Genomic DNA, 24,723 nt, shown 5'->3' with positions numbered 1-24,723 from the left:
CGGAAATGAGGTCCGCAGACGTGATCGACGACATCGAGGCCGAGAGCTCCGGTACCGACATCGCCATCGTCGGCATGTCGGGCCGCTTCCCGGGGGCGTCCGACGTCGCCGAGCTGTGGTCCGCCATCCGGGCCGGCGTGTCCGGGATCACCCGCTTCACCGACGACGAGCTGCGCGCCGCCGGCGTCCCCGACGACCTGCTGGCCGACCCCGCGTACGTGAAGGCCGCACCGGTGATCGAGGACGTCGAGCTGTTCGACGCGGCCTTCTTCGGGTTCAGCCCGAAGGAGGCGCAGATCCTCGACCCGCAGCACCGGCTGTTCCTGGAGCACAGCCACGCGGCCCTGGAGGACGCGGGCTGCGACCCCCGGCGCTTCGACGGCTCGATCGGGGTCTTCGGCGGCTGCGCGCACAGCTCGTACATGCAGAACAACCTGCTGCCCAGCGGCATCGGCGCGGTCATGGGCGACCTCGCGCTCGGGCTCGCCAACGACAAGGACTCGCTGACCACCCGCGTGGCGCACACGCTGGGGCTGTCCGGTCCGACCTACGGCGTGCAGAGCTACTGCTCGACGTCGCTGGTTGCCGTCTGCGCCGCCGCCACCAGCCTGGCCGGCTTCGAGTGCGACCTCGCCCTGGCCGGAGGCGTCGCGGTCAGCGTGCCGCAGCGCGTCGGCTACCTCTACCAGCAGGGCGGCATCTCCCCGCCGGACGGCGAGTGCCGCGCCTTCGACGCGACCGGACTCGGCGCCCCGCTCGGCAGCGGCGTCGGCGTGGTCGCGCTGCGCAGGCTGGAGGACGCGCTCGCCGACGGCGACCAGATCTACGCCGTCATGCGCGGCTGGGCGGTCAACAACGACGCCGGTCGCAAGGCCGGGTTCACCGCGCCCGGCGTGCAGGGCCAGGCCGCCGTGATGGCCGAGGCGCTGGCGAGCGCCGACCTGACGGCCGCCGACATCGACTACGTCGAGGCGCACGGCACCGGCACGGCGCTCGGCGACGCCGCCGAGCTGGCCGCGCTCCAGCAGGTCTTCCACGGGCAGTCGCTGCTGATCGGCTCGGTCAAGACCAATCTCGGCCACCTCGACCGGGCCGCCGGGGTCACCAACCTGATCAAGGCGGCGCTCGCGCTGCGCAACGACGAGATCCCCCCGACACTCAACCTCACCGAGCCCAACCAGCAGCTCGGCGCCGGTGACGCCCGGCTGGAGGTGGTCACCCGGCGGCGTGCCTGGCCGCGCGAGTCGGGACACATCCGCCGGGCCGGGGTGAGCGCGTTCGGCATCGGCGGCACCAACGCGCACGTCGTGCTGGAGGAGGCGCCGCTGGTCCCGAGGACGGAGGAGGAGCCGCGCCCCGAACCGCTGGTGTGGTCGGCCCGCACGGCCGCCGCCGCCGACGAGATGACCGAACGCCTCGCCGCGCACCTCGCCGGGCCGCTCGGCGGGACGCGCCTCGCCGACGTGGCCCACACGCTGCAGAGCGGGCGGCAGGTCTTCGGCCACCGCAGGATGCTGGTGGCCTCGTCCACCGCCGAGGCCGCCGAAGGCCTCCGCGACGGGGCGGTGCTGGGCCGGACGGAGAGCCGCGCCGACCGGCCCGTCGCCTTCCTCATCGCCGGGACCGGCGAGCAGTACCCGGGCATGGCCGCCGAGCTGTACCGCACCGAGCCCGTCTTCCGTAAGGCGCTCGACGAGTGCCGCACCGTCCTGCGGGGCCTGATGGGCGGGACCGACCCGCTCGCCGAGATGCTGGCCCCGCGCGCCGAGGCCGGCGGTCTGGGCGCGCTGCTCGGCCGCGGCCCGGCCACCGCGGCGACCCCGACCGCCGTGCTCCAGCCCGCGCTGTTCGCGGTCGAGTACGCGCTCGCCACCCTCGTGCAGTCGTGGGGCGTGCGGCCCGCCATCCTGGCCGGCTACAGCCTCGGGGAGTACGTCGCCGCGTGCCTGGCCGGGGTGCTGTCGCCGGAGTCGGCGCTGGCCCTGGTGGCGCACCGCGCGCGGCTCATCGGCGCGCTGCCCGAAGGCTCGATGAGCGCCGTCCCGCTGTCGGCCGCCGAGGCCCGCGAGCGCCTGGCGCGGGCCGGGATCGCCGGCGTGGACGTCGCCGCCGTGAGCGGTCCCGAGCTGACCGTGCTGGCGGGCGAACCGCACGCCATGGCGGCCGTGCGGGCCCTGCTGGAGGCCGACGCGGTGCCGTGCCGGCCGCTGGCCACCACGCACGCCTTCCACTCGGCCATGATGGAGCCTCTCCGCGAGCCGCTCACGGCGTGGATCGCGGAGAACGTGACGCTGCGCGCGCCGCGCGTGCCGTACGTGTCCAACGTGACCGGCACCCTGGCCACCGCCGAGCAGGTCACCGACCCTGCCTACTGGGCCGAGCACATGTGCGCGCCGGTCCAGTTCGACGCCGTGCTGGCCACCCTGCTGCGGGAGGAGGACGAGGCGGCGCTGCTGGAGATCGGGCCCGGCCAGTCGCTCGGCGCGATGGCCCGGGGGCACCGCGACTGCGCCCGCGAGCGCTGGCCGCTGGTCGTCGGCACGCTGCCGGGAGCCCAGGACCCGCGCCCGGCCACCGCCGTGCTGGCCGAGGCCGTAGGGCGGCTCTGGCTGGCGGGCGTGCCGGTCGACTGGGCCGGCTACCGTCAGGACCGGCCGGTCGCCAAGGTCGGCCTCCCCACCTACCCCTTCCAGCGCCTCCGCTACTGGGTCGACCCACCCGGTGCCGACCGCCCCGCCACCCCGCACACCGTCGTCCCTGGTGCCGCCACACGCACCGCCGCCGATCCCGCCTCGGGCGTCCTTGGTGTTTCCTCCGGCACCGCCTCGGGCGTCCTCTCCGGCACCGCCTCGGGCGTCCTCTCCAGTGCCGCGTCGGGCGTCGTCAGAGGTGCTGTCTCCGGCGATGGGTACGGTTCCGAGCCGCATGTGCGATTGATGGCCGCGCGGTGGAAGGCTGCGCCGGAGTCGCCGCCCCCGGCCGTGCCGGTTGCCCGCTGCGTGCTGCTGGCGGGCCGCGCCGAGGTGGCCGGGGTTCTGGCCCGTACGCTCGACGCCGACGGGCTCGACGTGGTGACCGTCACCTCGTCGGACGCCTTCGCCGAGACGCCGGACGGTTACGCCATCGACCCCGGGTCGGCGGCCTGCCATGCCGAGCTGGCGGGACGGCTGGCCGATGGCGCCCCCACCGTCCTGGTGGACCTGCGCATCCTCGACAGGGAAGATCCCTCCGCCGACGGCCGCGACGAGCTGCCGCCCCTGGCCCGCCTGCTCGACGCCTGGGGCGACTCCGGCGGCGGGGCCCGGATCATCCTGGCCACCTCGGGCGGCCAGGCCGTCACGGAGGGCGAGGTGCCCCACCCCGCCCAGGCCGCCGCCGCTGCCCTGCCGATGGTCGGCAACCAGGAGTACCTGAACCTCGACTGCGCCGCCGTGGACCTCGACCCGGCGGCGTCCCCCGCCGAGCTCGCCGCCGCCCTCGCCGCCGAGATCCGCCGCCCCTCCGGCGAGGTCTTCACCGCCTACCGCGACGGCCACCGCCTGATCCGCACCTTCACCCCCGAGATCCCCGCCCAGGCTCCGGAAGTCCCCGCCCAGGCTTTCGGAGAGCCCGGGCAGGCGGCCGCGCGGTCGACTGGGCCCGCTACAGCGCCCTCGCGCGCAGCCGCGGAGGTCGGCGCGGGGTTCGCGTCGGAGCCCAGCCAGGGCGGGTTCACGGTTCGCCGGGGTGGGGCGTATCTGATCACCGGTGGGCTCGGGGACGTGGGGTTGCTCGTGGCCGAGCACCTGGTCCGGGCCGGTGCGGGGAGGCTGATTCTGACGAGCCGGGGCGGGGTGCCCGAGGAGGACGGCGACCCCCGCCGGGAGGGGGTGCGCCGGTTGCGGGAGCTGGGCGCCGAGGTGCTCACCCCGCTGGTCGACGTGACGGACGCCGCCGCCATGCGCGCGATACTCGACGGCGACGTGCGGGTGGACGGCGTGGTGCACGCCGCCGCCGACACCGGCCAGGACACCTTCCGCCCGCTGCGCGACCTGGACGCCGAAGCCGTCGAGCGGCACTTCGCCGCCAAGGTGGGCGGCGCGCTGGTCCTGGAGCGGGTGCTGGACGAGCTGCCCGCCGACCGGGCGCCCGGCTTCTGCCTGCTGTTCTCGTCCACCTCCGCCGTGCTGGGCGGCATCGCCTTCGCGAGCTACGCGGCCGCCAACGCCGCGCTGACCGCGATCGGCCGCCGCAACCACTCCCGCCGCACCCGATGGCTGAGCGCCGCCTGGGACACCTGGTCGGTCACCCTCGGCCGGGTGGAAGGCGGCCTCGGCGCGGCGATGGCCGCCCACTCCATGACCGCCGAGCAGGCGCTCGCCGCCTTCGACGAGCTGCTGGCCGCCGCCCGGCCCAGCCTCGTGGTGGCCGCGGGCGGCCTGGACGACCGGCTGCCGCACGCCATGCCCGCCGACTTCGCCGGCCCGGAAACGGGTGCGGGGAGCGGCGACCGGTTTCCCCGCCCGGAACTGCCCCAGCCCTACACTCCGCCGCTGTCCCCGGTGGAACGCGACCTGGCCGGCCTGTGGTCGGAGGTGCTCGGCGTCGAGCCGGTGGGCACCCGGGACAACTTCTTCGACCTGGGCGGCAATTCGCTGGTCGCGCTCCAGATGCTCGCGCTGGTGAAGAAGCGGTTCGGCGTCGCGGTGCCGACCGTCTCGCTGTTCGAGGCGCCGACCGTGGCCACCCTGGCGGCGATCCTCGACGAGCGCGGCGCGAACAAGCCGGCCGCCGCCCGGCCCGCGCTCCGCGTCGCCGAGGCGCCTCCCCGCGACGCGGGCGAGCCCGCCGACGACCGGCGGATCGCGATCGTCGGCATGGCCGGCCGCTTCCCGGGCGCGTCCGACGTCGGCCAGTTCTGGCGCAACCTGCGCGAAGGCGTCGAGTCCATCACGTTCTTCTCCGAGGAGGAACTGCTCGCCGCCGGGGCCGACCCGGAGCAGATCAAGGACCCGGCGTACGTGCCCGCCCGGCCGGTGCTGGACGACATCAGCGGCTTCGACGCGTCCTTCTTCGGCATGAGCCCCCGGATGGCCGCGATCAACGATCCGCAGCAGCGCGCCTTCCTGGAGGTGTGCTGGGAGGCGCTGGAGCAGGCCGGGTACGCCGCGCCCGAGCACCGGGGCCGCGTCGGCGTGTTCGGCGGCGCCAACATCAGCACCTACCTGCTGCGGATGACCGACCACCTGCTCGGCGGCGGCCAGCAGGAGGTCAGCGACTTCGAGGTCATCATGGGCAACGACAAGGACGCCCTGACCACGACCGTCTCGTACCTGCTCGACCTGTACGGCCCGAGCGTGGCCGTACAGACCTTCTGCTCCACCTCACTGGTCGCCGCCCACCTGGCGGTGCGGAGCCTGCGCGACGGCGAGTGCGAGCTGGCGCTGGCGGGCGGCGTCTCGATCCGGGTGCCCGACCGGGTGGGCCACCTGTTCGGCCCCGGCGGGCAGGAGTCGCCGGACGGGCACGTGCGCGCCTTCGACGCCCGCGCCAGGGGCAGCATGTTCGGCGACGGCGCGGCGGCCGTGCTGCTCAAGCGGCTGCCCGACGCGGTGCGCGACGGCGACCACATCTGGGCGGTGATCCGCGGCTCCGCCATGAACAACGACGGCGCGCTCAAGGTCGGCTACACCGCGCCCAGCGTCGTCGGCCAGGCCAGGGTGATCGCCGACGCGATGGCCGACGCGGGCGTCACCGGCGAGGACATCAGCTACGTCGAGGCGCACGGCACGGCCACCGAGCTGGGCGACCCGATCGAGGTGGCCGCGCTGACCCGCGCCTTCGGCCCCACCAGGGACAAGGGGTACTGCCCCATCGGGTCGGTGAAGACCAACGTCGGGCACCTGGACCGGGCGGCCGGCGCGAGCGGCCTGATCAAGACGTCGCTCGCGGCCCGCGAGGGCGTGATCCCGCCCAGCCTGCACTACACCAGCCCCAACCCCGACATCGACTTCGACGACAGCCCGTTCTACGTCAACGCCGAGCTGTCCCCGTGGCGCACCCGCGACGGACGCCCGCGCATCGCGGGCCTCAACTCCCTGGGCATGGGAGGCACCAACGTGCACATGGTCATCGAGGAGCCGCCCCGCCGGCCCGATCCGGGGCCGTCGGCCCGCCGCTACCAGGTGCTGCCCGTCTCGGCCCGCAACGCCCCCGCGGCCGACGTCGCGGTGCGGCGGCTCGGCGAGCACCTGGCCGCCGAGCCGGGTGCGCGGCTGGCCGACGTGGCCTACACGCTCCAGGCCGGGCGCAAGACGTTCGAGCACCGGCGGGCGCTGGTCGCCGCCGACGGCGCCGCCGCCGCGGCCGTCCTCACCGGGTCGCGCCGGGAAGGACTGCTGGGCCGGGTGGAGACCGTGCAGGGCCGCCGGACGGGCTTCCTGCTGGCGGGTGTCGGCGAGCAGTACCCCGGCCTGGCCGGTGACCTCTACCGGCACGAACCCGCCTTCCGCGCCGCGCTGGACGAGTGCCTGGCGCTGCTGGAGAACCACCTCGGCGACGCCGGCCTCGCCGACCTCCTGACCGGCGACCGCGAGGCGGGCGCCGACCTGGCCACCTTGCTCGGCCGTACGCCCACCGGCGGGGCAAGCCCGAACGGCGCGCTCACGAACCGGTCGCCGGCCGGCGGGGAGGGCTCGAACGGCACGTTCGGGGATCGGGCGTCCGCTGGTAGGGAAGGGCGGAACGCGGCGCTGCAGCGCACTGAAGTGGTGCAGCCCGCGCTGTTCGCCGTCGAGTACGCGTTGGCGCGCACCCTGATGTCCTGGGGTCTGCAGCCCGCGATCATGCTGGGTTACAGCCTCGGCGAGTACGTCGCCGCCTGCCTCGCGGGAGTCCTGTCGCTGCCCGACGCCATCGCCCTGGTGACGCACCGGGCGCGGCTGATCTCGGGGCTGCCGCCGGGCGCCATGCTGGCGGTGTCGCTCCCGGCGGACGCCGTGCGCCGGCGTTTCCGGCTGGAGGAGCGCGGGCTCGACGTCGGCGCCGTGAACGGCCCAGGGACGGTCGTCGTCGCCGGGCCGGTGGACGCGGTCGAGTCGCTGGCCGCGGACCTGCGGAGGGCCGGGATCGCGTGCCGCCCGCTGGAGACCACCCACGCGTTCCACTCCCGCATGCTGGAGCCGCTGGGCGACGAGCTGACCCAGTGGATCAAGGCCGAGGTCACGCTCAACCCGCCCGCTCTCCCGTACGTCTCGAACGTGACCGGCGCCCTGGCCGACGCCGAGCTGGTGTGCGACCCCGGTTACTGGGCCAGGCACATGTGCGCGACCGTACGGTTCCAGGACGGGATCGAGACGCTGCTGGCCGAGCCGGAGCTCGCCCTGGTCGAGATCGGCCCCGGACAGTCGCTGGGCGCGCTGGTGCGCGCGGGTGGCTGCCCGGCGGAGCGCTGGCCCCTGATCACCCACACGCTGCCCGCCGCGAGCGACGCCAGGCCGGGCGACGAGGCGCTGGCGGACTGCCTCGCCCGGCTCTGGCTCGGCGGCGTCACCGTCGACTGGGACGCCTATCACGGGCGCGTCGAGGGCGCCGACCTCGCGGGGCTGCCCGGGCGGATCCCGCTGCCCACGTATCCGTTCCAGCGGCAGCGCTACTGGATCGACCCGCCCGCCCGGCGTGAGATCGACCGGGGGGCGGCCGAGCCTGAGGACCTGTTCGAGGCCATCACCAGCCTGCCCAAGCTGCCCGAGGACGAGTGGCTCTACCTGCCCGTGTGGCGGCAGACGGCGCCGCCCGCCCCGGTGGAGCGGACGCCCGGCTCGTGGCTGGTCTTCACCCGCGACGGGCTCGCCGACGAGGTGCTGGCGGCCCTGCGCGGGACCGGCGCCGCCGTCACGCCGGTCCGCCCGGGCGAGGCGTACGCGGCCACCGCCGACGGCCACACGGTCAGGCCGGGCCACGTCGCCGACATGCTCGCCGTACTGCGCGACCTGCGCACCGCAGGACGGCCCCTGGAGCGGGTCCTGCACCTGTGGAACCTGGAGCCTGCGACGCACGAGCCCGGCGTCCAGGACACCGGCGTCCGCGACACCGACATTGCGTACGGTCTGCACACGCTTGTCGCGCTTGCCCGGGCGGCCGGTGAGTCCGGTATCGGTGAATGGTCGCTCGACGTGGCCGTATCCGGGACCCAGCAGGTGCTGGGCCAGGAGGTGGCCCATCCCGCCGGCGCCACGCTGCTCGGGCCGTCCCTGGTGATCCCGCTGGAGTACCCAGGAGTGACCACCCGCCTGATTGACCTCCCGGCGGGCCCGTCCGCGCGTGACCTCAGCGGTCTGGCCGCCGAGCTGGCCCGCCCGCAGGAGGACCGCACGGTGGCGCTGCGCCACGGCCGCCGCTACGTCCCCGACTACGCCCGCATGCCCGCCCCGCCGCTCCCCGCCGGCCCGGCCGCCGACGTCACCGGGCTGCGCCGGGGAGGCGTCTACCTGATCACCGGCGGGCTGGGCGGCATCGCGCTCGGCCTGGCCGGGCACCTGGCCCGTGACTACGGGGCCAAGCTCGTGCTGCTGGCCAGGCGCGGCCTGCCACCGCGAGCCGACTGGCCCGCCGTCCTGTCCGGCGAACGCCCCGCGGACGAGGTCACCCGGGACAGGGTGCGGCAGGTGACCGAGCTGGTCGCGCTGGGAGCGGAGGTCGAGGTCGTCACCGGCGACGCCGCGAGCGCCCGGGACGTGCGCCGGGCCGTCGAGGCGGCGGCCGAGCGCTTCGGCGTGCTGCACGGCGTGCTGCACGCCGCCGGCGTCCCGGCCATGGGACTGATGCAGTTCAAACGGCCCGAAGAGCTGGACGAGGTGCTCGCCCCCAAGATCGGCGGAACGCTGGCGCTGGCCGAGGCGCTGCGCGTCGGCCGGCCGGACGAGGTCGAGCTGGACCTGCTGGTGCTGTTCTCCTCCATCACCTCCGCCACCGGCGGCGGCCCCGGCCAGGTGGACTACTGCGCCGCCAACGCCTTCCTGGACGGCTACGCCTGCCGTCTCGCCGCGACCGGGCGCCGGGTGGTGTCCGTCGGCTGGGGCGAGTGGACGTGGAACGCCTGGGAGGCCGGGCTCGACGGGTACGAGGAGGCGCTGCGCGACTTCTTCAGGAAGAACCGGGCCCGCGTCGGGATCGGGTTCGCCGACGGCTGGCGTTCGCTGCTGCGGGCGCTGGCGACCGGCGAGCCGCGGGTCGTCGTGTCCACGCAGGACTTCCCCACGCTGGTGTCCGGCAGTTCCCGCTTCACCCTGGAGGCGGTCACCTCTCCCGCCATCGGCGGCGGCGGCGAGCGCCATCCCCGGCCCGAGCTGGTCACGTCCTACCAGGAGCCCGACGGGGCCACCGAGGAGGCCATCGCCGCGATCTGGGGCGAGTCGCTCCGGCTCGACCAGGTCGGCGTGCTGGACAACTACTTCGAACTGGGCGGCAACTCGCTGCTCGGCGTCGCCATCGTGGCCGCGGTCCGGCGCGCGTTCGAGCTGCCGGAGCTGCCGCCGCACATCCTCTACGAGGCGCCGACCGTGGCCGCGCTGAGCCGCACCGTCGACGCGCTCGTCTCGGGCGCGGCCACGGCCGCCTCCGACGGCGGCAGCCAGGTGCGGGCCCAGCTGCGGCGTTCGGGCCTGGAGGCCTCGGCCGCCCGCAGACGCCGCTGACCACCGGACCCAAGGAGCGAAACGATGAGCAGAACGGAGATGACATGACTGTGACCGGGGTGATCGGCGCCGGCGTCATGGGAGTCGGCGTCGCCCAGAACCTCGCCGCGACGGGGCACGACGTCGTGCTCGTCGACAAGGACGAGGAGACGCTCGCCGCCGCGCTGGCGGCCATCACGCGCAACACCCGGATGAGCCGCCTCATGGGCGGTCCCGCCCTGGACCCCGACGAGGTGCTGTCCAGGATCACCACCGCCGTCGGGGCCGCAGGCGCGGCCAAGGCGGAGATCGTCATCGAGAACGTGACGGAGAACTGGGACGTCAAGCGGGAGGTGTACGAGACGCTCGACGCCGAGTGCGGCCCCGGCACCGTCTTCGTGGTCAACACCTCCGCCATCCCGATCACCAAGGTCGCCGCCGTCACCGGCCGCCCCGACAGGGTGATCGGCGTGCACTTCATGAACCCGGTGCCGGCCAAGCCGGTCGTGGAGCTGATCCCCGGCTTCCACACCTCGCCGGAGACGATCGAGCGCACCGAGAACCTGCTGCGCGCCATGGGCAAGAAGGCCGTGCGCGTCAAGGACTCGTCCGGCTTCGTCTCCAACCGGGTGCTCATGCTCACCGTGAACGAGGCGGCCTACCTCGTGCACGAGGGCGTGGCGGACGCCGCGTCGGTGGACGAGGTGTTCCGCGGCTGCTTCGGCCACCCCATGGGACCGCTGGAGACCGCCGACCTGATCGGCGTCGACACGATCCTCTACAGCGTCGAGGTGCTCTACGAGCACTACGCCGACAGCAAGTACCGCCCCTGCCCGCTGCTGAAGCAGATGACGGACGCGGGGCTGCACGGCCGCAAGTCCGGCAGGGGTTTCTACACGTACGCGTCAACGAACTGAAAGGGAGCCATATCCATGTCTGCTACCGCGAAGGACCAGATCCTCGCCTTCGTCCGCGAGCGTTACCCGCAGGCGGAGATCGACGCATCGCAGGACATCTTCGCCCTCGGCTTCGTCAACTCGCTGTTCGCGATGGAGCTGGTGATGTTCGTGGAGAAGACCTTCGAGCTCACCATCCCCAACGAGGAGCTGCGGATCGACAACTTCCGCACCGCCGAGTCGATGGCGAGCCTGGTGGCCAAGCTCTCGGCCGACCTGGCCGCCGCGTGACGCTCACCGACCCGGCGCCGGCCCTCGGGACGGGCGCCGGGCAGGTCACCGACCGCCGTTCGGCCCGCGCGTTCGTCGACACGCACGTCGTCCCGTACGCCGACGCGTACGACCGGGTGGGCCGCGTCCCCGAGGAGCTCATCGAACGGGTCGCCGAGGCGGGCCTGTGGGCGCCCTTCCTGCCGCCCGGCTCGGGCGGCGCCGGGATGGACATGGTCACGCTGGGGGAGGTGCACGAGGAGGTGGGGCGCGGCTGCTCCTCGCTGCGCAGCCTCCTCACCGTCCACACCATGGTGGCGTGGACGGTGCAGCGGTGGGGCACCGCCGCCCAGCGCGAACGGTGGACGCCCGCACTCGGCAGCGGCGACGTGCTCGGCGCGTTCTGCCTGTCGGAACCCGGCGCCGGCAGCGACACCTCGGCGATCACCACGACCGCCGTCGAGTCCGGCGGCGGCTGGGTGCTCAACGGGGTCAAGAAGTGGACCACGGGCGGCCAGCGGGCGGACCTGTTCCTGGTGTTCGCCCGCACGGCCGCCAGCATCGGCGCCTTCCTGGTGAGCAGGGACGCGCCGGGGGTCCGGGTCAAGCCCATCGACGACATGCTCGGCACCCGCGCCTCGATGCTGGCGGAGATCTCCTTCGACGACGTCGTGCTCGGGCCGGACGCGCTGCTCGGCCCGAGCGGCTTCACCGCCGGCATGGTGCTCACCGGCACCCTCGACCTGGGCCGCTACAGCGTGGCCGCGGGGTCGGTGGGCATCCTCCAGGCGTGCCTGGAGGCGTCCTCCGCGTACGCCGCGCACCGCAGGGTTGGCGGCTCGGCGCTGCGGGAGCTGCCGCTGATCCAGGCCAAGCTGTCCGACATGGTGACCGACGCGCGGGCGGCCAGGCTGCTGCTCGCCGAGGCCGGCCGCCTGAAGGACGCCGGCGACTCGGCGACGCTCATGGCCACCTGGATCGCGAAGTACTTCGCCTCCACGGCCGCCGTCCGGCACGCGGCCGAGGCCGTGCAGATCCACGGCGCCAACGGGTGCAGCCCGGACTTCCCGGTGGCGCGCCTGTACCGCGACGCCAAGGTGATGGAGATCATCGAGGGCAGCAACGAGATCCAGCGGATCACCATCGCCGGCCAGGCGGAAAGGGAGAAGACGACATGTCCGTGACAACCGCGGCCACCGCCGCGGCCCCGCTCCCGGAGAAGCCGAAACAGGGCCGCATCAAGTGCATCGTGTGGGACCTCGACAACACCCTGTGGAACGGGGTGCTCCTGGAGGACGGCGACGTCACCGTACGGCCCGCCGTCGTCGAGCGGATCCACGAGCTGGACCGCATGGGCATCCTGCACTCCGTCGCCAGCAAGAACGACAGGGACGCGGCCATGGAGAAGCTGCGTGCCCTCGGGCTGGAGGAGATGTTCCTCTATCCGCAGATCAACTGGAACCCGAAGTCCGACTCCATCCGGCACATCGCCAAGGCGCTCAACCTCGGCCTGGACGCCTTCGCGTTCGTCGACGACCAGGAGTTCGAGCGCGCCGAGGTGGCCCACGGGGTCCCCGAGGTGACCTGCGTGGACATCCTGGAGCTCGACGAGGCGCTGGCCCGGCCGGAGTTCCGGCCGCGCTTCGTCACCGACGAGTCGGCGCTGCGGCGCGGGATGTACCGCAGCCAGATCGCCAGGGACGAGCTCGAAGGCGATTTCGTCGGCACGAACGAGGAGTTCCTGGCCGGCCTGGAGATGTCCTTCACCATCGCGCCCGCCAGAAGGGAGGACCTGCAGCGGGCCGAGGAGCTGACGGTGCGCACCAACCAGCTGAACTCCACCGGGCGCACCTACTCCTACGAGGAGCTGGACGCGCTGCGGGAGTCGCCGGACCACCTGCTCCTGGTGGCCTCGCTCACCGACAGGTTCGGCGGCTACGGCAAGATCGGCCTGGCCCTGGTGGAGAAGGGCGAGGACGCCTGGTGGCTGCGCATGATGCTGATGTCGTGCCGGGTGATGTCGCGCGGGGTCGGCATGGTGCTGCTCAACCACATCCTCCGGCTGGCGGTGGACGCGGGCGTGGCCGTACGGGCCGACTTCGTGGAGACCGGCCGCAACCGCATGATGCAGATCACGTACGCGTTCGCCGGGTTCGGCGAGGTCAGCAGGGACGGCGCGCACGTCGTGCTGGAGGCCGACCTGACCGCGGTGCAGCCGCCGCCCGCGTACGTGAGAGTCGAGATCGTCGAGTGAGGGACCGAGATGACCGTCTATGACGAGACGACCGACGGCCTGCTGACCAGCTGGCTGCCGTTCCGCGCCCTGACCGGCGCGGAGCCCGGCGCGCTGCCGCTCTACTGCCTGCCGCACGCGGGCGGCTCGGCGTCGGCGTTCCGGCTGTGGCAGCGCGAGCTGCCGGGGATCGCGGTCCAGCCGGTGCAGCCGCCCGGACGGGAGAGCCGGCACAAGGAGCCGCCCTACCTGCGGATGGAGCCGCTGGTCTCCGACCTGGCCGACGCGGTGCTCGCCGACGTCGACCTGTCGGCGGCGGGCCACAGGTACGCCCTGTACGGGCACAGCCTGGGCGCCATCGTGGCCTTCGAACTGGTCAGGGAGATCAGGCGGCGCGGCGGTCCGCAGCCCGTGCACCTGTTCGTCTCCGGCTCCGACGCCCCGCACGTCACCTACGAGGGCGGGCCGCCGGTGCGCGAGATGACCAGGGCGCAGGTGGTCGCGCTGCTGCGCAAGCTGGGCGGCACGCCGGAGTGGCTGCTGGCCGACCCGGGGGCGCTGGAGATGATCCTGCCCGCCGTGCAGGCCGACTTCACCGTCAAGGAGACCTACCGCTACACGGACGAACCGCCGCTGGCCGTGCCGATCACGGCGATGCCGAGCGGCGCCGACCCGCGGGTCGCGCCGGCGAAGGTGGCGGCCTGGCGGGACCAGACCGCGGACGAGTTCGCCCTGCACCCCTTCGACGGCGGCCACTTCGCGGTCTTCGAACAGGCGGCCCGCACCCGCGGCATCGTGGCGGAGGCACTGCGACCGTGGGTGTGAAGGCGCACCGGGTCGGTCCGGACGGAGGCGCTGCGGCCGTGGGTGCCACGGCTTGGCAGGTCGGTTCGGACGGAGGCGTCGCGGCGGTGGGTGCCACGGCTTGGCGGGCCGGTCCGGACGGAGGCGGCGCGGCCGCGGGCGCGCGGGTCCGGCGGGTCGGTTCGGATGGAGGCGCTGCGGCCGTGGGTTCCACGGCTTGGCAGGCCAGTCTGGACGGAGGCGCTGCGGCCGGAGGTGCCACGGCTTGGCAGGTCGGCCCGGACGGAGGTGTCGCGGCCGGTGGTGCTCGGGTCTGGCAGGCCGGTTCGGGCGGAGATGGCGCGGTGGGTGCGCGGGTCTGGCGGGTCAACGTGGACCGTCCGGAGCGGCCGGGATGGTGGCACTGCCTGTCCGCCGCCGAGCGTGAGAAGGCCGCGGCGCTGGCCGAGCCGCTCGCGCGGCGGCGGTACGTGGCCGCGCACGCGGCCCTGCGCGCGGTCCTCGGCGAGCTGTGCGGCGTGCCCGCCGCACAGCTCGCCTTCGGCACCGACGCGTCGGGCCGCCCGTGCCTGCGGAGCTCGGGGGGAGGGTCCGACTTCAATCTGAAGGGCTCGGGGGGAGGATCCGACTTCAACCTGGAGGGCTCGAGGGAAGGGCCCGACTTCAACCTGTCCCACTCCGGGGAAGTGCCGGACTTCAACCTGTCCCACTCCGGGGAGTGGGCGCTGATCGCGGTGGCGGCGCCGGGCGGCAGGGTGGGGGTCGACGTGGAGCGCGTCCGGGACGACTTCGACCATCTGGAGATGGCGCGGCGGATGTACCAGCCCGAGGAGGCCGCCCGGGTGTGCGCGGCCGGGCCCGGCGCGGGCCTGGCGGAGTACTTCCGGCTGTGGACGGCCAAGGAGGCGTACGTCAAGGCGAGCGGGGCCGGGCTGGCCGGGCTGCGCGACGTCCTCGTGCGCCCGGAAGCCGGCACGTGCGCCGAGAGCCGGGGAGGGAGCGCGCTCTCGCGTTCCCTCCCCGGCTCCCAGGTTCCCGTCCGCTGGCTGGACGTCGCTCCCGGCTACGCCGCGGCGCTGGTCACGACCGCTTCGACACCGGCACCACGTACCGGCTGAAGACCAGGTCGCGCAGCACGTCGTCGCCGCCCTCCACGATCGAGACGTACCTCATGTCGCGCAGCAGCTTGCCGATCACCGCTTCGTGGGTGTAGCCGAGGCCGCCGAACATCTCCGACGCCGCCGAGGCGATCTGCCAGCCGGTCTGGCCGCAGAACATCTTCGTGGTGAGCGCCGACTTCAGCGTGCCCACCCGCATGAACTCCTCGCCGGCGTCGGGCCGGGCCGCGATGGCGTCGTAGGCGCGGGCCGCGGCCAGGCACTGGTTGGTCATGACCTCGATCTGCATCTCGAACTGGCCGAGCCGGCCGGCGAACACCGCGTTCGCCGTCAGCGGGGCGCCCTTCACCGACTTGGACTTGCCGTACTCCATGCACACGTCGCGGATGCGGCGGGCGATGCCCAGCGCGGTCGTGGCGATCAGGATGCGGCTGGCGTTCAGGCCGATCTCCAGCAGGCGCAGCCCGTTCCCGCGCAGGACGTTGCCCGCCGGGACCCGGACGCCGGACAGCGACACCTGGTAGGTCGCCGAGGAGCGCAGCCCGATCACGTCCCAGCGCTTCTCCACGGTCACGCCGGGCGCGTCGCCCGGCACCAGCACCGCCAGGTAACCGGACGGGTCGTCGGCGGCGCGGGCGATCACCACGAGGAACCGCGCGAAGGCGGTGTTGGTGGAGAACGCCTTCTGGCCGTCCAGCACCACGGTGTCGCCCTCGCGCCGCGCGGTCGTGCCGATCCTGGCCAGCTCGCTGCCGGCCGCGTGCTCGCTGCCCAGCGTGGCGGCGAAGCCGCCGCCGGCCAGCCCGCCGAGGTGTTCCTTGCGCAGCTCCTCGCTGCCGTACCACTGCACCATGCTCGTGGTGAGCACCGGGATGAACAGGGTGAACGCCACCCCGGCGTCGGCGTAGGCCAGCTCGGAGGTGATCCTGACGCTCTCCTCCAGGCCGAGGCCGAGCCCGCCGTACTCCTCGGGCAGCCACCAGCCGGCCAGCCCGGTGCCGCCGAACCGCTCGTACAGCGGCAGCGGCGCCTCGGCCAGCGAGTCGAGGTAGGCGTCCTTACCGGTCAGCTCCCGCCGTACGAAGCCCTGCAGGGCCCGGAGGTGGTCGGGACGGTTCATCGCCTGGTCACTCCTCTTCGTCGCGGGCGTCGAGCAGCTCGGCCAGCTGCCGCACGGTCGGGCACTCCAGGAGCCCGGTCACCGGCACCGACGCGTTGAGCGTCTTGCGGATGCGGGTCGTCAGCTCGATCGCCAGCAGGGAGTGCCCGCCCAGCTCGAAGAAGTTGTCCAGGGCCCCGATCGGCTCGATGGCGAGCACCCGCGACCAGATCTCGGCGAGTGTGGCCTCGGTGCCCTCCCGCGGCTCGACGTAGGGGTTGTTCAGCTCGGGGCGCGGGTGGCGCTCCTGGTCGTCGAGGTCCTCGCCGGCCTCGTGGATGTCGCCGGTGACCCACTGCGCGATCCTGCTGTCCAGCGAGCCGGTGGAGATGACCAGGTGCCCGACGCGGTCGGCGGCCGACAGCGCCCGTTCGAAGACGTCCACGCCCTCGGCGGGGGCCATCGCGAAGTCGATGACCGCGCCGCTGTGCCCCTCGACCCGGTCGGGGTCGATGTTCCAGGTGTCCCAGTCGACCGTGACCCACCGCGCCCCGCCCGCGGTGCGGGTGGCGCGGACGTACGCGTCCAGCGCGGCGTTGGCGGCCGCGTACGGCGCGAGCGTCATCCCGCCGAGCACCGCCGCGATCGACGACAGCGTGATCCGGCGGTCCTGGCAGTGGTCGCCGAGCACCTTCTGCAGCACGTGGAACCCGTTCACCTTGGCGGCCAGGTGGGCGTCGCACTGCCGCCGGTCCATGAGGTGGGCGAAGTTGAAGTACGCCCCGTCCTGCACGCCCGCGCCGTGCACCACCACGTCGATGCCGCCGAAACGCTCGACGGCCCGCTCGACGACGGCCCGCATCGCGTCCTCGTCGGCCACGTCGGCCGAGACGGCGAGCACGGTGGCGCCGCGTTCCTCCAGGTCCCTGATGTTGCGGATGTGCCGGGCCGTCCGGTCGCCCGGTGGCGCCGAGGCCAGGTGGTCGTCCCAACCTTCCCTGGGCGGCAGTTCGCTGCGGGCGGTGAGGACCAGGCGGCAGCCGTACGCGCTCGCCAGGTGCCGGGACAGGACCAGGCCGACGTCGCCGAGGCCGCCGGTGATGAGCACCGTGTCGCCGTCGCGGAACGGCCGCCGGTCCGGCTCGGGCGCCTCGATCGGGTACTGCTCGTAGTGCCGCACCCAGGTGTCGTCGCCGCGGATCGCGACCGGTCCCTCGTACGGGCAGACCGCCGCGGCCAGGATGCGGACCGCGGCCGCCGCGGGGTCGAGGCCGCCGCCCACGTCCACGGCGCGGCAGCGCAGCCGGGGGTTCTCCTGGGCGAGGCTGGGCGCGAGCGCCCCCAGCGTGGCGTGCTCGGGGTGGCGCAGGTCGGCCCCGGCCACGCTCACCGCCTCGGGGGTCAGCAGGACCAGCTCGGCGCGGGGGGCCGAGCCGGTGTTGTCGATCAGCTCCCTGGCCAGCGCCAGCGCCGAGGAGAAGCCGCGCCGCTGCTCGGCGGCGAAGTGCGCCACCGGGTCGTCGTCCGGTCCCGCCTCCTCGGCGGCCAGGCTGAACCCGTGCACGATCGCGCGCGGGGCGGCCACCAGCGAGTACATCAGCTCGGCGATGTCGTCGGCGGTGCCGATCCTGACCGCGAAGTCGCCGGCGTCGTCCTGCTCGAACCGGTCGCCAGGACGCACCGTCGTCACCTCGGCCCCGGCCTCGACCAGCCGTCCGACCAGCGCCTCGCCGTGCGGGTCGGCCGCGAACACCAGCCACGGGCCCGCCTCGCGCAGCCGCTCGTCCAGGCCCGCGACGGACAGCGGCCGCTGCCGCCAGCCGGGCAGGTACGTCCACCGCGCCCGGTCGAACGTCTTCCCGGTGCCCACCTGGGCCTGCGCCTGGTCCTTCGGCGGGTTCACCCAGTACCGGCGGCGCTGGAACGGATAGGTCGGCAGCTCGACCCGCCGCCCGGCCCCGCCGTGCAGCTTGACCCAGTCGACGGCGGCACCGGCCTGCCAGAGCCGCGCCACGGCGCCGAGCACCCACCCGGCCGCACCCACCCCGTCACCAGTCCTGTAGCCCGCCCCGTCACCAGCTCGATCGCCTGCCGCGTCACCAGCCCTGTAGCCCGCCGCGTCACCTGCTCGATCGCCTGCTCCACCGCCCGCCCAGTCGCCGGGCGCGACGGTGACCGTCTCGGCCGCGTCCTCGTCGTCGGTCACGTTCACGCCGATCCCGCGCAGCCCTTCGGCCAGCGCGGCCAGCGCCGCCTCGCGTCCCGGCTCGCGTGGCCCGCCCTGGGGAGAACCCGGGCGCAGCACCGCGCCGGCCGCCGCGTGCAGCTCGGCCCACCACTCCTCCGGTACGCCGGAGTCCGGCGCGACCAGCCGCACCCGGGGGTTGCGCCGCTGGGTCTTGCCGTCGATCCAGCGCTCCGGGTCGCCGAGCGCGGCGACGGCGTCCTCGCGATCCCGGCACACCACGGCGCGCCGCCGCGCGAAGCCGCCGCGCGAGACCTGCAATGTGAACGCCACGTCCGCGAGGTCCTCGCCGTCACCGGAGCCGAGGTGGTCGCGGAGCCGCTCGGTGAGCGCGGTCAGCGCGCCGTCGTCGGCGGCGGAGAACACCAGCAGGTGAGGGCCCGGCCGGGGAGGCCCCGCCGGCCGGAGCGGCGCCTGCTCCAGCACCACGTGCGCGTTGGTGCCGCCGAGCCCGAACGAGCTGACCCCGGCGCGGCGCGGGTGCGGGCCCGCGGGCCAGGGCCGGTGCTCCTTCAGCACGGTGAAGCGGTCGTGCGCGGTGGCCAGCGCCGGGTTCGGCGTCTCGTAGCCGGGGGTGCCGGGCAGCAGCTCGTGCTTGAGACTGAGCGCCGCGCGCATCAGGCCGGTGACGCCGGAGGCGCGGTCCAGGTGGCCCAGGCTCGGCTTGACCGACCCCAGCACGCACGGCGTCTCGCCGGCCTGGGTGAACACCCGGTTCATCGCCGCCAGCTCGATGGAGTCGCCCAGCATGGTGCCCGTCGCGTGGCACTCGACGTAGCCGACGGTCTCGGGCTTCACCCCGGCCACGCCCAGCGCCGACTCGATCACCTCGGCCTGCCCGTCCACGCCGGGCGCCGTGTAGCCGGCCCGCAGCCGGCCGTCGTTGTTGGACGCCGAGCCGAGGATCACCGCGTGGATGACGTCGCCGTCCGCGAGCGCGTCGGACATGCGCTTGAGCGCGACCGCGCCCGCGCCGCTGCCCATCACGGTGCCGCTCGCCTCGGCGTCGAAGCTGCGCACCCGCCCGTCGGGAGACATGATGCCGCCCTGCTCGTACAGGTAGCCGGACGGCTGGGGGAGCGGCGTGAACGCGCCGCCCGCCACCGCGACGTCGCACTCGTACGTCAGCAGGCTCTGGCAGGCCAGGTGCACCGAGACCAGCGAGGTGGAGCAGAACGTCTGCACCGACACGGCCGGCCCGCGCAGGCCCAGCTTGTAGGAGACCAGCGAGGCCAGCGAGTCGCGCTCGTTGCCGATCGCCGCCAGCAGCGCCCCGCCCGGCTGGGCGGACAGGTGGCGGATGTTCTGCACGATGTAGTCGGGGAAGCCGCAGCCGCCGAACACCGCGACCTGGCCGGGCACGTCGGTGGGGCAGTAGCCCGCGCTCTCCAGGGCTTCCCACGAGCACTCCAGGAACAACCGGTGCTGCGGGTCCATCATCTCGGCCTCGCGCGGGTTCACCCCGAAGACGGTGGCGTCGAAGGTGTCCAGGCCCTCCAGCGGGCCGCCGACGCGGACGTAGCGCGGGTCGGCCAGCATCCCCGGCTCGACCCCGGCGTCCCGCAGCTCCTCGTCGGTGATCGTACGCAGGCCCTTGACTCCGGCGAGCAGGTTGCGCCACAGGCCGGCGACGTCCGCGGCGCCGGGGAAGCGGCCGGACATGCCGATCAGCGCGACCGCGGAGTCGTAGTCGGTTTCAGTCATGAGGTCCTTCCGCTCCTGAGCATGTTGCGTCGCTGGGCGATGCGGGATCGCTGCTGTTCACGCTCCTCCGCCGGCGGTTCCCCGGACTCCTGGCCCGCGCGGGCCGCCTCGGCGAGCGAGGCGATGGTGGGCGCCTGGTAGAGGATGTGCGGAGGCAGGTACGACAGCTCCAGCGCCCGCCTGACCTCGGCGATGATCTCCATCCCGAGCAGCGAGTTGCCGCCCAGCTCGAAGAAGTTGTCGTGCACGCCGACCTGCTCCAGGCCGAGCGCCTCGGACCAGACACCGGCGATGGTCTCCTCGGTGGGCGACTGCGGCTCCACGTACGCCGTCGACAGGTCGGGTCTGGGGTGCCGCCCGAAGGCGTCCCTGATCTTCTTGACCGTCGCCTGGTGGCTCTCGATGGACGACTTGCGGCTCATCGCCACCATCGGGGCGAAGTCCTGCGTGGAGGCCACCACGTGCCGTTCGCCGCTGGCCAGCACCCGCAGCAGCGTCTGCCAGCCCTGGTCGAAGGTGAGGCCGAAGTTCTCGCGGTACCACTCGAAGTACTGCTTGGAGCCCTCGTCGTAGTTGTCCAGGCCGTCGGTCCAGCCGTTCCAGGTCCACTCGCACCAGTCGATCGAGGTGACCGCCACGCCGGGCAGGGTCCCGGCGAGGGCGAAGGAGTCCAGGAAGGCGTTGGCCGCGCAGTAGTCGACCTGGCCGGCGCCGCCGCCGGTGGCCGAGGTGGTGGAGGAGAACAGCGCCAGGAAGTCCACCGGCACCTCGCGCAGCACCCGCGCCAGGGCGAGGGTGCCGCCGACCTTGGGTGCCAGCACCCGCTCCATGTCGGCGACGGTCTTGAACTGCATCAGCCCGACCGCGGGCACCCCGGCGCAGTGCAGCACGCCGTTCAGCTCGCCGAACCGCTCGATCGCGGCGCCGACCGCGCGGCGCACGTCCTCGACCTTGGACACGTCGCCGGCGGCGGTGAGCACCTCGACGCCGGACGCCTCCAGACGGCGCAGGCCTTCCAGGCGCCTGCGGACCTCGCCCGCGGTGCTCTCCGCGCTCAGGATGGCGTCCCACTGCTCGCGTGGCGGCACCGGCGTGCGGCCGAGCAGCACCAGCCGCGCCTGGTACTGCTCGGCCAGCCGTTCGGCCATCGCCAGCCCGATGCCGCCGAGACCGCCGGTCACCAGGTAGACGCCGCCGCGCCGGACGCTCGCCGCCGGGGCGGCCGCCTCGATCACCGAGGCGTCCAGCGCCTCGTAGTCGGGGATCCAGCGGTGGCCGCCGCGCAGCGCGACGACCTGGTCCTCGGGCTCGGCCCGCAGTTCGGCCAGCAGAGCGGCGCCGCCGCCGGCGTCGAGGTCGATCAGCCGGGTCCGCACCCTCGGGTACTCCACCGGGATCAGCCGGGTCGGGCCGAGCAGGGTGCCGCGCTCGGCGTGCACCGCCTCGCCCGCGTGCACCCGGTGGCTGCCCGCCGTGACGATGTCCAGCGACCATCCGGGCAGGCCGAGGTCACCGGCCGCGCGGGCCAGCGCCACCAGCGTGTACAGGCCGCGCCGCAGGCACTCCTCGGCCGGCGGGTCCTCGGGGCGCGGCGCGGCGTCGTCCGCCGTCCACAGGTGCACGACCCGCTCGGGGAACCAGTCGCGGCCCGCCAGCTCGCGCAGCGCCGTCAGGGTGTCGTCCGGTGAGCCGGGGCGCAGCCGGAAGCCGTCGGGGCCGCTCTCGTAGCGCTCGCCCGGCCGCACCAGCACGACCTCGCGGCCCTGCGCCGCCAGGTGGGCCAGCAGCGGCGCGGCCAGCGTGTCGGCGAACCCCTCGTCGGTGTAGACCAGCCAGCGGGCGGCCTCCTCGGCGCGGGCCGGCCGCGTCGTGGTCTGCCGCCAGGTGGGCAGGTGGATCCAGCGGGTGTCGGGCAGCCTCGGGTACGCCTTGGCGATGCTCGTCGGATCGCTCTCGTCGAACGCGGGAGTCCCGCTCGCCAGCGCGCTCTCGTCGATGTCGAGCCAGTACTCCTGGTGCTCGAACGGGTAGGTAGGCAGCGGCACCCGGCCGGGCGACCAGCCCGCGTCGTCGTGCAGCGCGGCCCAGTCGACGGGCACGCCGGTCAGCCAGAGCTTGCCGACGGCGGTCGCCAGCGCCGCGCCGGCGTCCTGCGGGTCGTTGGCGGCCGGCAGGGTGGTCACGATCAGCGGCCACTGAGCGCGGTCGCAGCCGGGGTGGCCGCGCGTCAGCGCGCCCAGCGACTGCCCGGGGCCGATCTCGGCGAGCGCCAGGTCGGCGCCGAGCACGTGGCCGAGCCCCTGGCCGAACTCGACCGTCTCGCACATGTGCCTGGCCCAGTAGCCGGGGTCGCCCACCAGCTCCGCGGTGGCGAGCTCGCCGGTGACGTTGCTGACGTAGGGCAGCTCGGGCGCGCGCAGCGTCACGTTCTCCTTGATCCAGGCGGTCAGCTCCTCGGCGAGCGGAGCCAGCATCCGGGAGTGGTACGCGTGCGTGGTCTCCAGCCTGCGGTGGCCGATCCGCGCCTCCAGCAGCAGCGCGGCCGCCGCCTCCACGGTCTCGGCCGGGCCCGCGAGCACCACCTGCGAGCCGGTGCGCACCGCCACGTCCAGGTCGCGCATGATCGGCTCGCCCAGCACGACGCGCAGCCGGCGCTCGTCGGCGGAGATCGCGAGCATCGCGCCCTCGGGCTGCGAGGCGATCAGCCTGGCCCGGTGGGCGACCAGCCGCACCGCGTCGGGCAGGGACATGACACCCGCCAGGCAGGCTGCGACGTACTCGCCGAGGCTGTAGCCGATCATGATCTCCGGCGTCAGCCCCCAGCGGATCAGCTGCCGCGCCAGCGCGTACTCCGCGACGAAGATGGCCGGCTGGACCAGATGGGCGTCCGTCGTGGACGCCGGCGCGGGAGCGGCCCTGCCCAGCAGCCCTGCCAGGTCGCCGGCCGCCCGGTCGCGCTCCGCGGGCACGAACACGTCGGACAGCTGCGCGGCCTCGGTGAACCCGAGCACGGCCAGGCACTCGTCCACGTCGGCGCGGAAGGCGGGCTCCTCGGCGTACAGGGAGGCCACCATGCCGGGGTACTGCTCGCCCACCCCGGCGATCAGGAAGCCCACCTTCCTGCCCGTCGTCGCGTCGTTGCGTCCCAGCGGCCCGGCCGGGTCGGCGAGCCGCCCGGCGGCCTCGCCGGTGGAGCCGGCGACCACGAACCGGCGGTGGTTGAAGACCTTGCGGCCGACCTGCAGCGTGTACGCGACGTCGCCGAGGTCGTCCGGCGCGTCCGCCAGCCGCCCGGCGAGCCTGGCGCACGCCTGCTCGGCGGCGGCGGCGGACCGCGCCGACAGCGGCAGGATCTGCCAGCGGCGCGACCGGGTGGTGCGCTCGGCGGGCAGGGGCGCCTCGGTGACGATGGCGTGTGCATTGGTGCCGCCCATGCCGAGCGAGCTGATGCCGGCGATGCGCGGCCGGTCGGGGGTGCGCCGCCAGGGCGTGGTGCCGGCGGTGACCCGGAACGGGCTGTCGCCGAAGTCGATCTCCGGGTTCGGGGAGCGGTAGTGCAGGGTGCCGGGGATCAGCTCGTTCCGCAGCGACTGGACGACCTTGATCAGGCCGGTCACGCCGGACGCCCTGTCGAGGTGGCCGACGTTGGGCTTGATCGAGCCGAGCACGCAGTACTGCTTCTCCTTCGTCGGCCCGAAGGCCCTGGTCAGCGCCGCGACCTCCATGGGGTCGCCGACCTCGGTCGCGGTGCCGTGCGCCTCGACGTAGGAGATGTCGGACGGGTCCACGCCCGCCTTGGCGAGGGCGGCGGAGACGCAGCGGCGCTGGCCGTCGATGCTGGGCGCCAGGTAGCTGAACTTCATCGCGCCGTCGTTGTTGATGGCCGAGGCGCGGATCACCGCGAGCACGGTGTCGCGGTCGGCCACCGCGTCCGACAGCCGCTTCAGCGCCACGACCGCCGCTCCGTCGCCGAACATGCTGCCCCGGCCCTCGGCGTCGAAGGTCCGCACGTGCCCGTCGGGCGACTCCTGCCCGCCTTCCTCCCACAGGTAGCCGGTGCGGTCGGGGATGCGCACGGACACGCCCCCGGCCAGCGCCATGTCGCACTCGCCGCGGCGCAGGCTCTCGCTCGCCAGGTGCACCGCCACCAGGGACGTGGAGCAGAACGTCTGCACGGTGACGCTCGGCCCGCCGAGGTCCAGCCGGAAGGAGACGTTCGTGGCCAGCGAGTCCTTGTCGTTGCCGATCATCAGGGCGGAGGTGTCGATGCCCATCGCGAAGGCCCGCAGGCGGGTGAGCAGGTAGCCGCTGATGTTCATGCCGGCGAAGACGCCCACGGTGCCGCGGCCCTCGGGGGCGGCGTAGCCCGCCGACTCCAGCGCCTCCCACACGCATTCCAGGAAGATGCGCTGCTGCGGGTCGGCCAGGGTCGCCTCGCGCGGGTTGTAGCCGAAGAACCCGGCGTCGAAGCCCCGCACGTCGTCGAGGACGGGCCGTAGCCGGACGTAGTTGGGTTGCTGGTAGACCGCGGCGTCGACCCCGGCGGCGGAGAGCTCCTCGTCGGTGAACCGGGTGAAGGACTCCACACCTGTGCTGATGTTGCGCCAGAACGTCTCGACGTCGGACGCGCCGGGGAAGCGGCCGGCCATGCCGACGATCGCCACGTCTCCCGCGCCCGGTGGTCGGTGCTCATCCATTCGA

At 74.1% G+C, this 24,723-nt stretch carries 10 protein-coding genes; 7 read left to right on the top strand and 3 right to left on the bottom strand.

The window, feature by feature from the left end; genetic code table 11:
- Window positions 1-5: 5 nt before the first annotated feature.
- The 7 genes from AB0K05_RS18800 to AB0K05_RS18770 all read left to right on the top strand — a co-directional run bounded on the left by AB0K05_RS18800 (window position 6) and on the right by AB0K05_RS18770 (window position 14,974).
- Entirely contained in the window at window positions 6-9,674 is a 9,669-nt protein-coding gene (locus AB0K05_RS18800) for an SDR family NAD(P)-dependent oxidoreductase (protein ID WP_364230397.1), read from the top strand.
- A gap of 44 nt (window positions 9,675-9,718) precedes the next feature.
- Window positions 9,719-10,570, top strand: a complete 852-nt coding sequence (locus AB0K05_RS18795; protein WP_148030048.1) for a 3-hydroxyacyl-CoA dehydrogenase NAD-binding domain-containing protein — start codon at window positions 9,719-9,721, stop codon at window positions 10,568-10,570.
- A gap of 15 nt (window positions 10,571-10,585) precedes the next feature.
- Window positions 10,586-10,840 (top strand): acyl carrier protein, encoded by a 255-nt coding sequence (locus tag AB0K05_RS18790; protein WP_148030049.1) that lies wholly within the window; start codon window positions 10,586-10,588, stop codon window positions 10,838-10,840.
- The gene (locus AB0K05_RS18785; RefSeq protein ID WP_364230394.1) at window positions 10,837-12,003 is read left to right on the top strand and encodes an acyl-CoA dehydrogenase family protein; all 1,167 of its coding nucleotides are present in this window, start codon (window positions 10,837-10,839) and stop codon (window positions 12,001-12,003) included. Before AB0K05_RS18790 ends, AB0K05_RS18785 begins: the two co-directional genes overlap by 4 nt.
- On the top strand, window positions 11,994-13,073 hold the full coding sequence (locus AB0K05_RS18780; protein ID WP_148030051.1) for an HAD family hydrolase: 1,080 nt from the start codon (window positions 11,994-11,996) through the stop codon (window positions 13,071-13,073). Before AB0K05_RS18785 ends, AB0K05_RS18780 begins: the two co-directional genes overlap by 10 nt.
- A 9-nt stretch (window positions 13,074-13,082) precedes the next feature.
- Complete coding sequence (locus tag AB0K05_RS18775) at window positions 13,083-13,877, top strand: thioesterase domain-containing protein (protein WP_219547797.1); 795 nt, start codon at window positions 13,083-13,085, stop codon at window positions 13,875-13,877.
- Window positions 13,878-14,200: 323 nt separating this feature from the next.
- Window positions 14,201-14,974, top strand: a complete 774-nt coding sequence (locus AB0K05_RS18770; RefSeq protein ID WP_364230391.1) for a 4'-phosphopantetheinyl transferase superfamily protein — start codon at window positions 14,201-14,203, stop codon at window positions 14,972-14,974.
- Here the strand turns inward: AB0K05_RS18770 and AB0K05_RS18765 are convergent.
- The 3 genes from AB0K05_RS18765 to AB0K05_RS18755 are packed head-to-tail and all read right to left on the bottom strand — an operon-like array spanning window position 14,937 to window position 24,719.
- Window positions 14,937-16,094 (bottom strand): acyl-CoA dehydrogenase family protein, encoded by a 1,158-nt coding sequence (locus tag AB0K05_RS18765; protein WP_219547799.1) that lies wholly within the window; start codon window positions 16,092-16,094, stop codon window positions 14,937-14,939. The two genes, AB0K05_RS18770 and AB0K05_RS18765, sit on opposite strands and share 38 nt — an antisense overlap.
- Window positions 16,095-16,101: 7 nt before the next feature.
- Window positions 16,102-20,022 carry an SDR family NAD(P)-dependent oxidoreductase gene (locus AB0K05_RS18760; protein WP_364230389.1) on the bottom strand — a complete coding sequence of 1,307 codons (3,921 nt, stop codon included), beginning with the start codon at window positions 20,020-20,022 and terminating at the stop codon, window positions 16,102-16,104.
- Entirely contained in the window at window positions 20,019-24,719 is a 4,701-nt protein-coding gene (locus AB0K05_RS18755) for a type I polyketide synthase (RefSeq protein ID WP_148030056.1), read from the bottom strand. Before AB0K05_RS18755 ends, AB0K05_RS18760 begins: the two co-directional genes overlap by 4 nt.
- Window positions 24,720-24,723: the final 4 nt, after the last annotated feature.

Origin of the sequence: Nonomuraea sp. NPDC049486 (assembly GCF_040676925.1) — a bacterium.
GTDB classification, from domain to species: Bacteria; Actinomycetota; Actinomycetes; order Streptosporangiales; family Streptosporangiaceae; genus Nonomuraea; species Nonomuraea ferruginea.
This window is presented reverse-complemented; position numbering and strand designations above follow the sequence as displayed.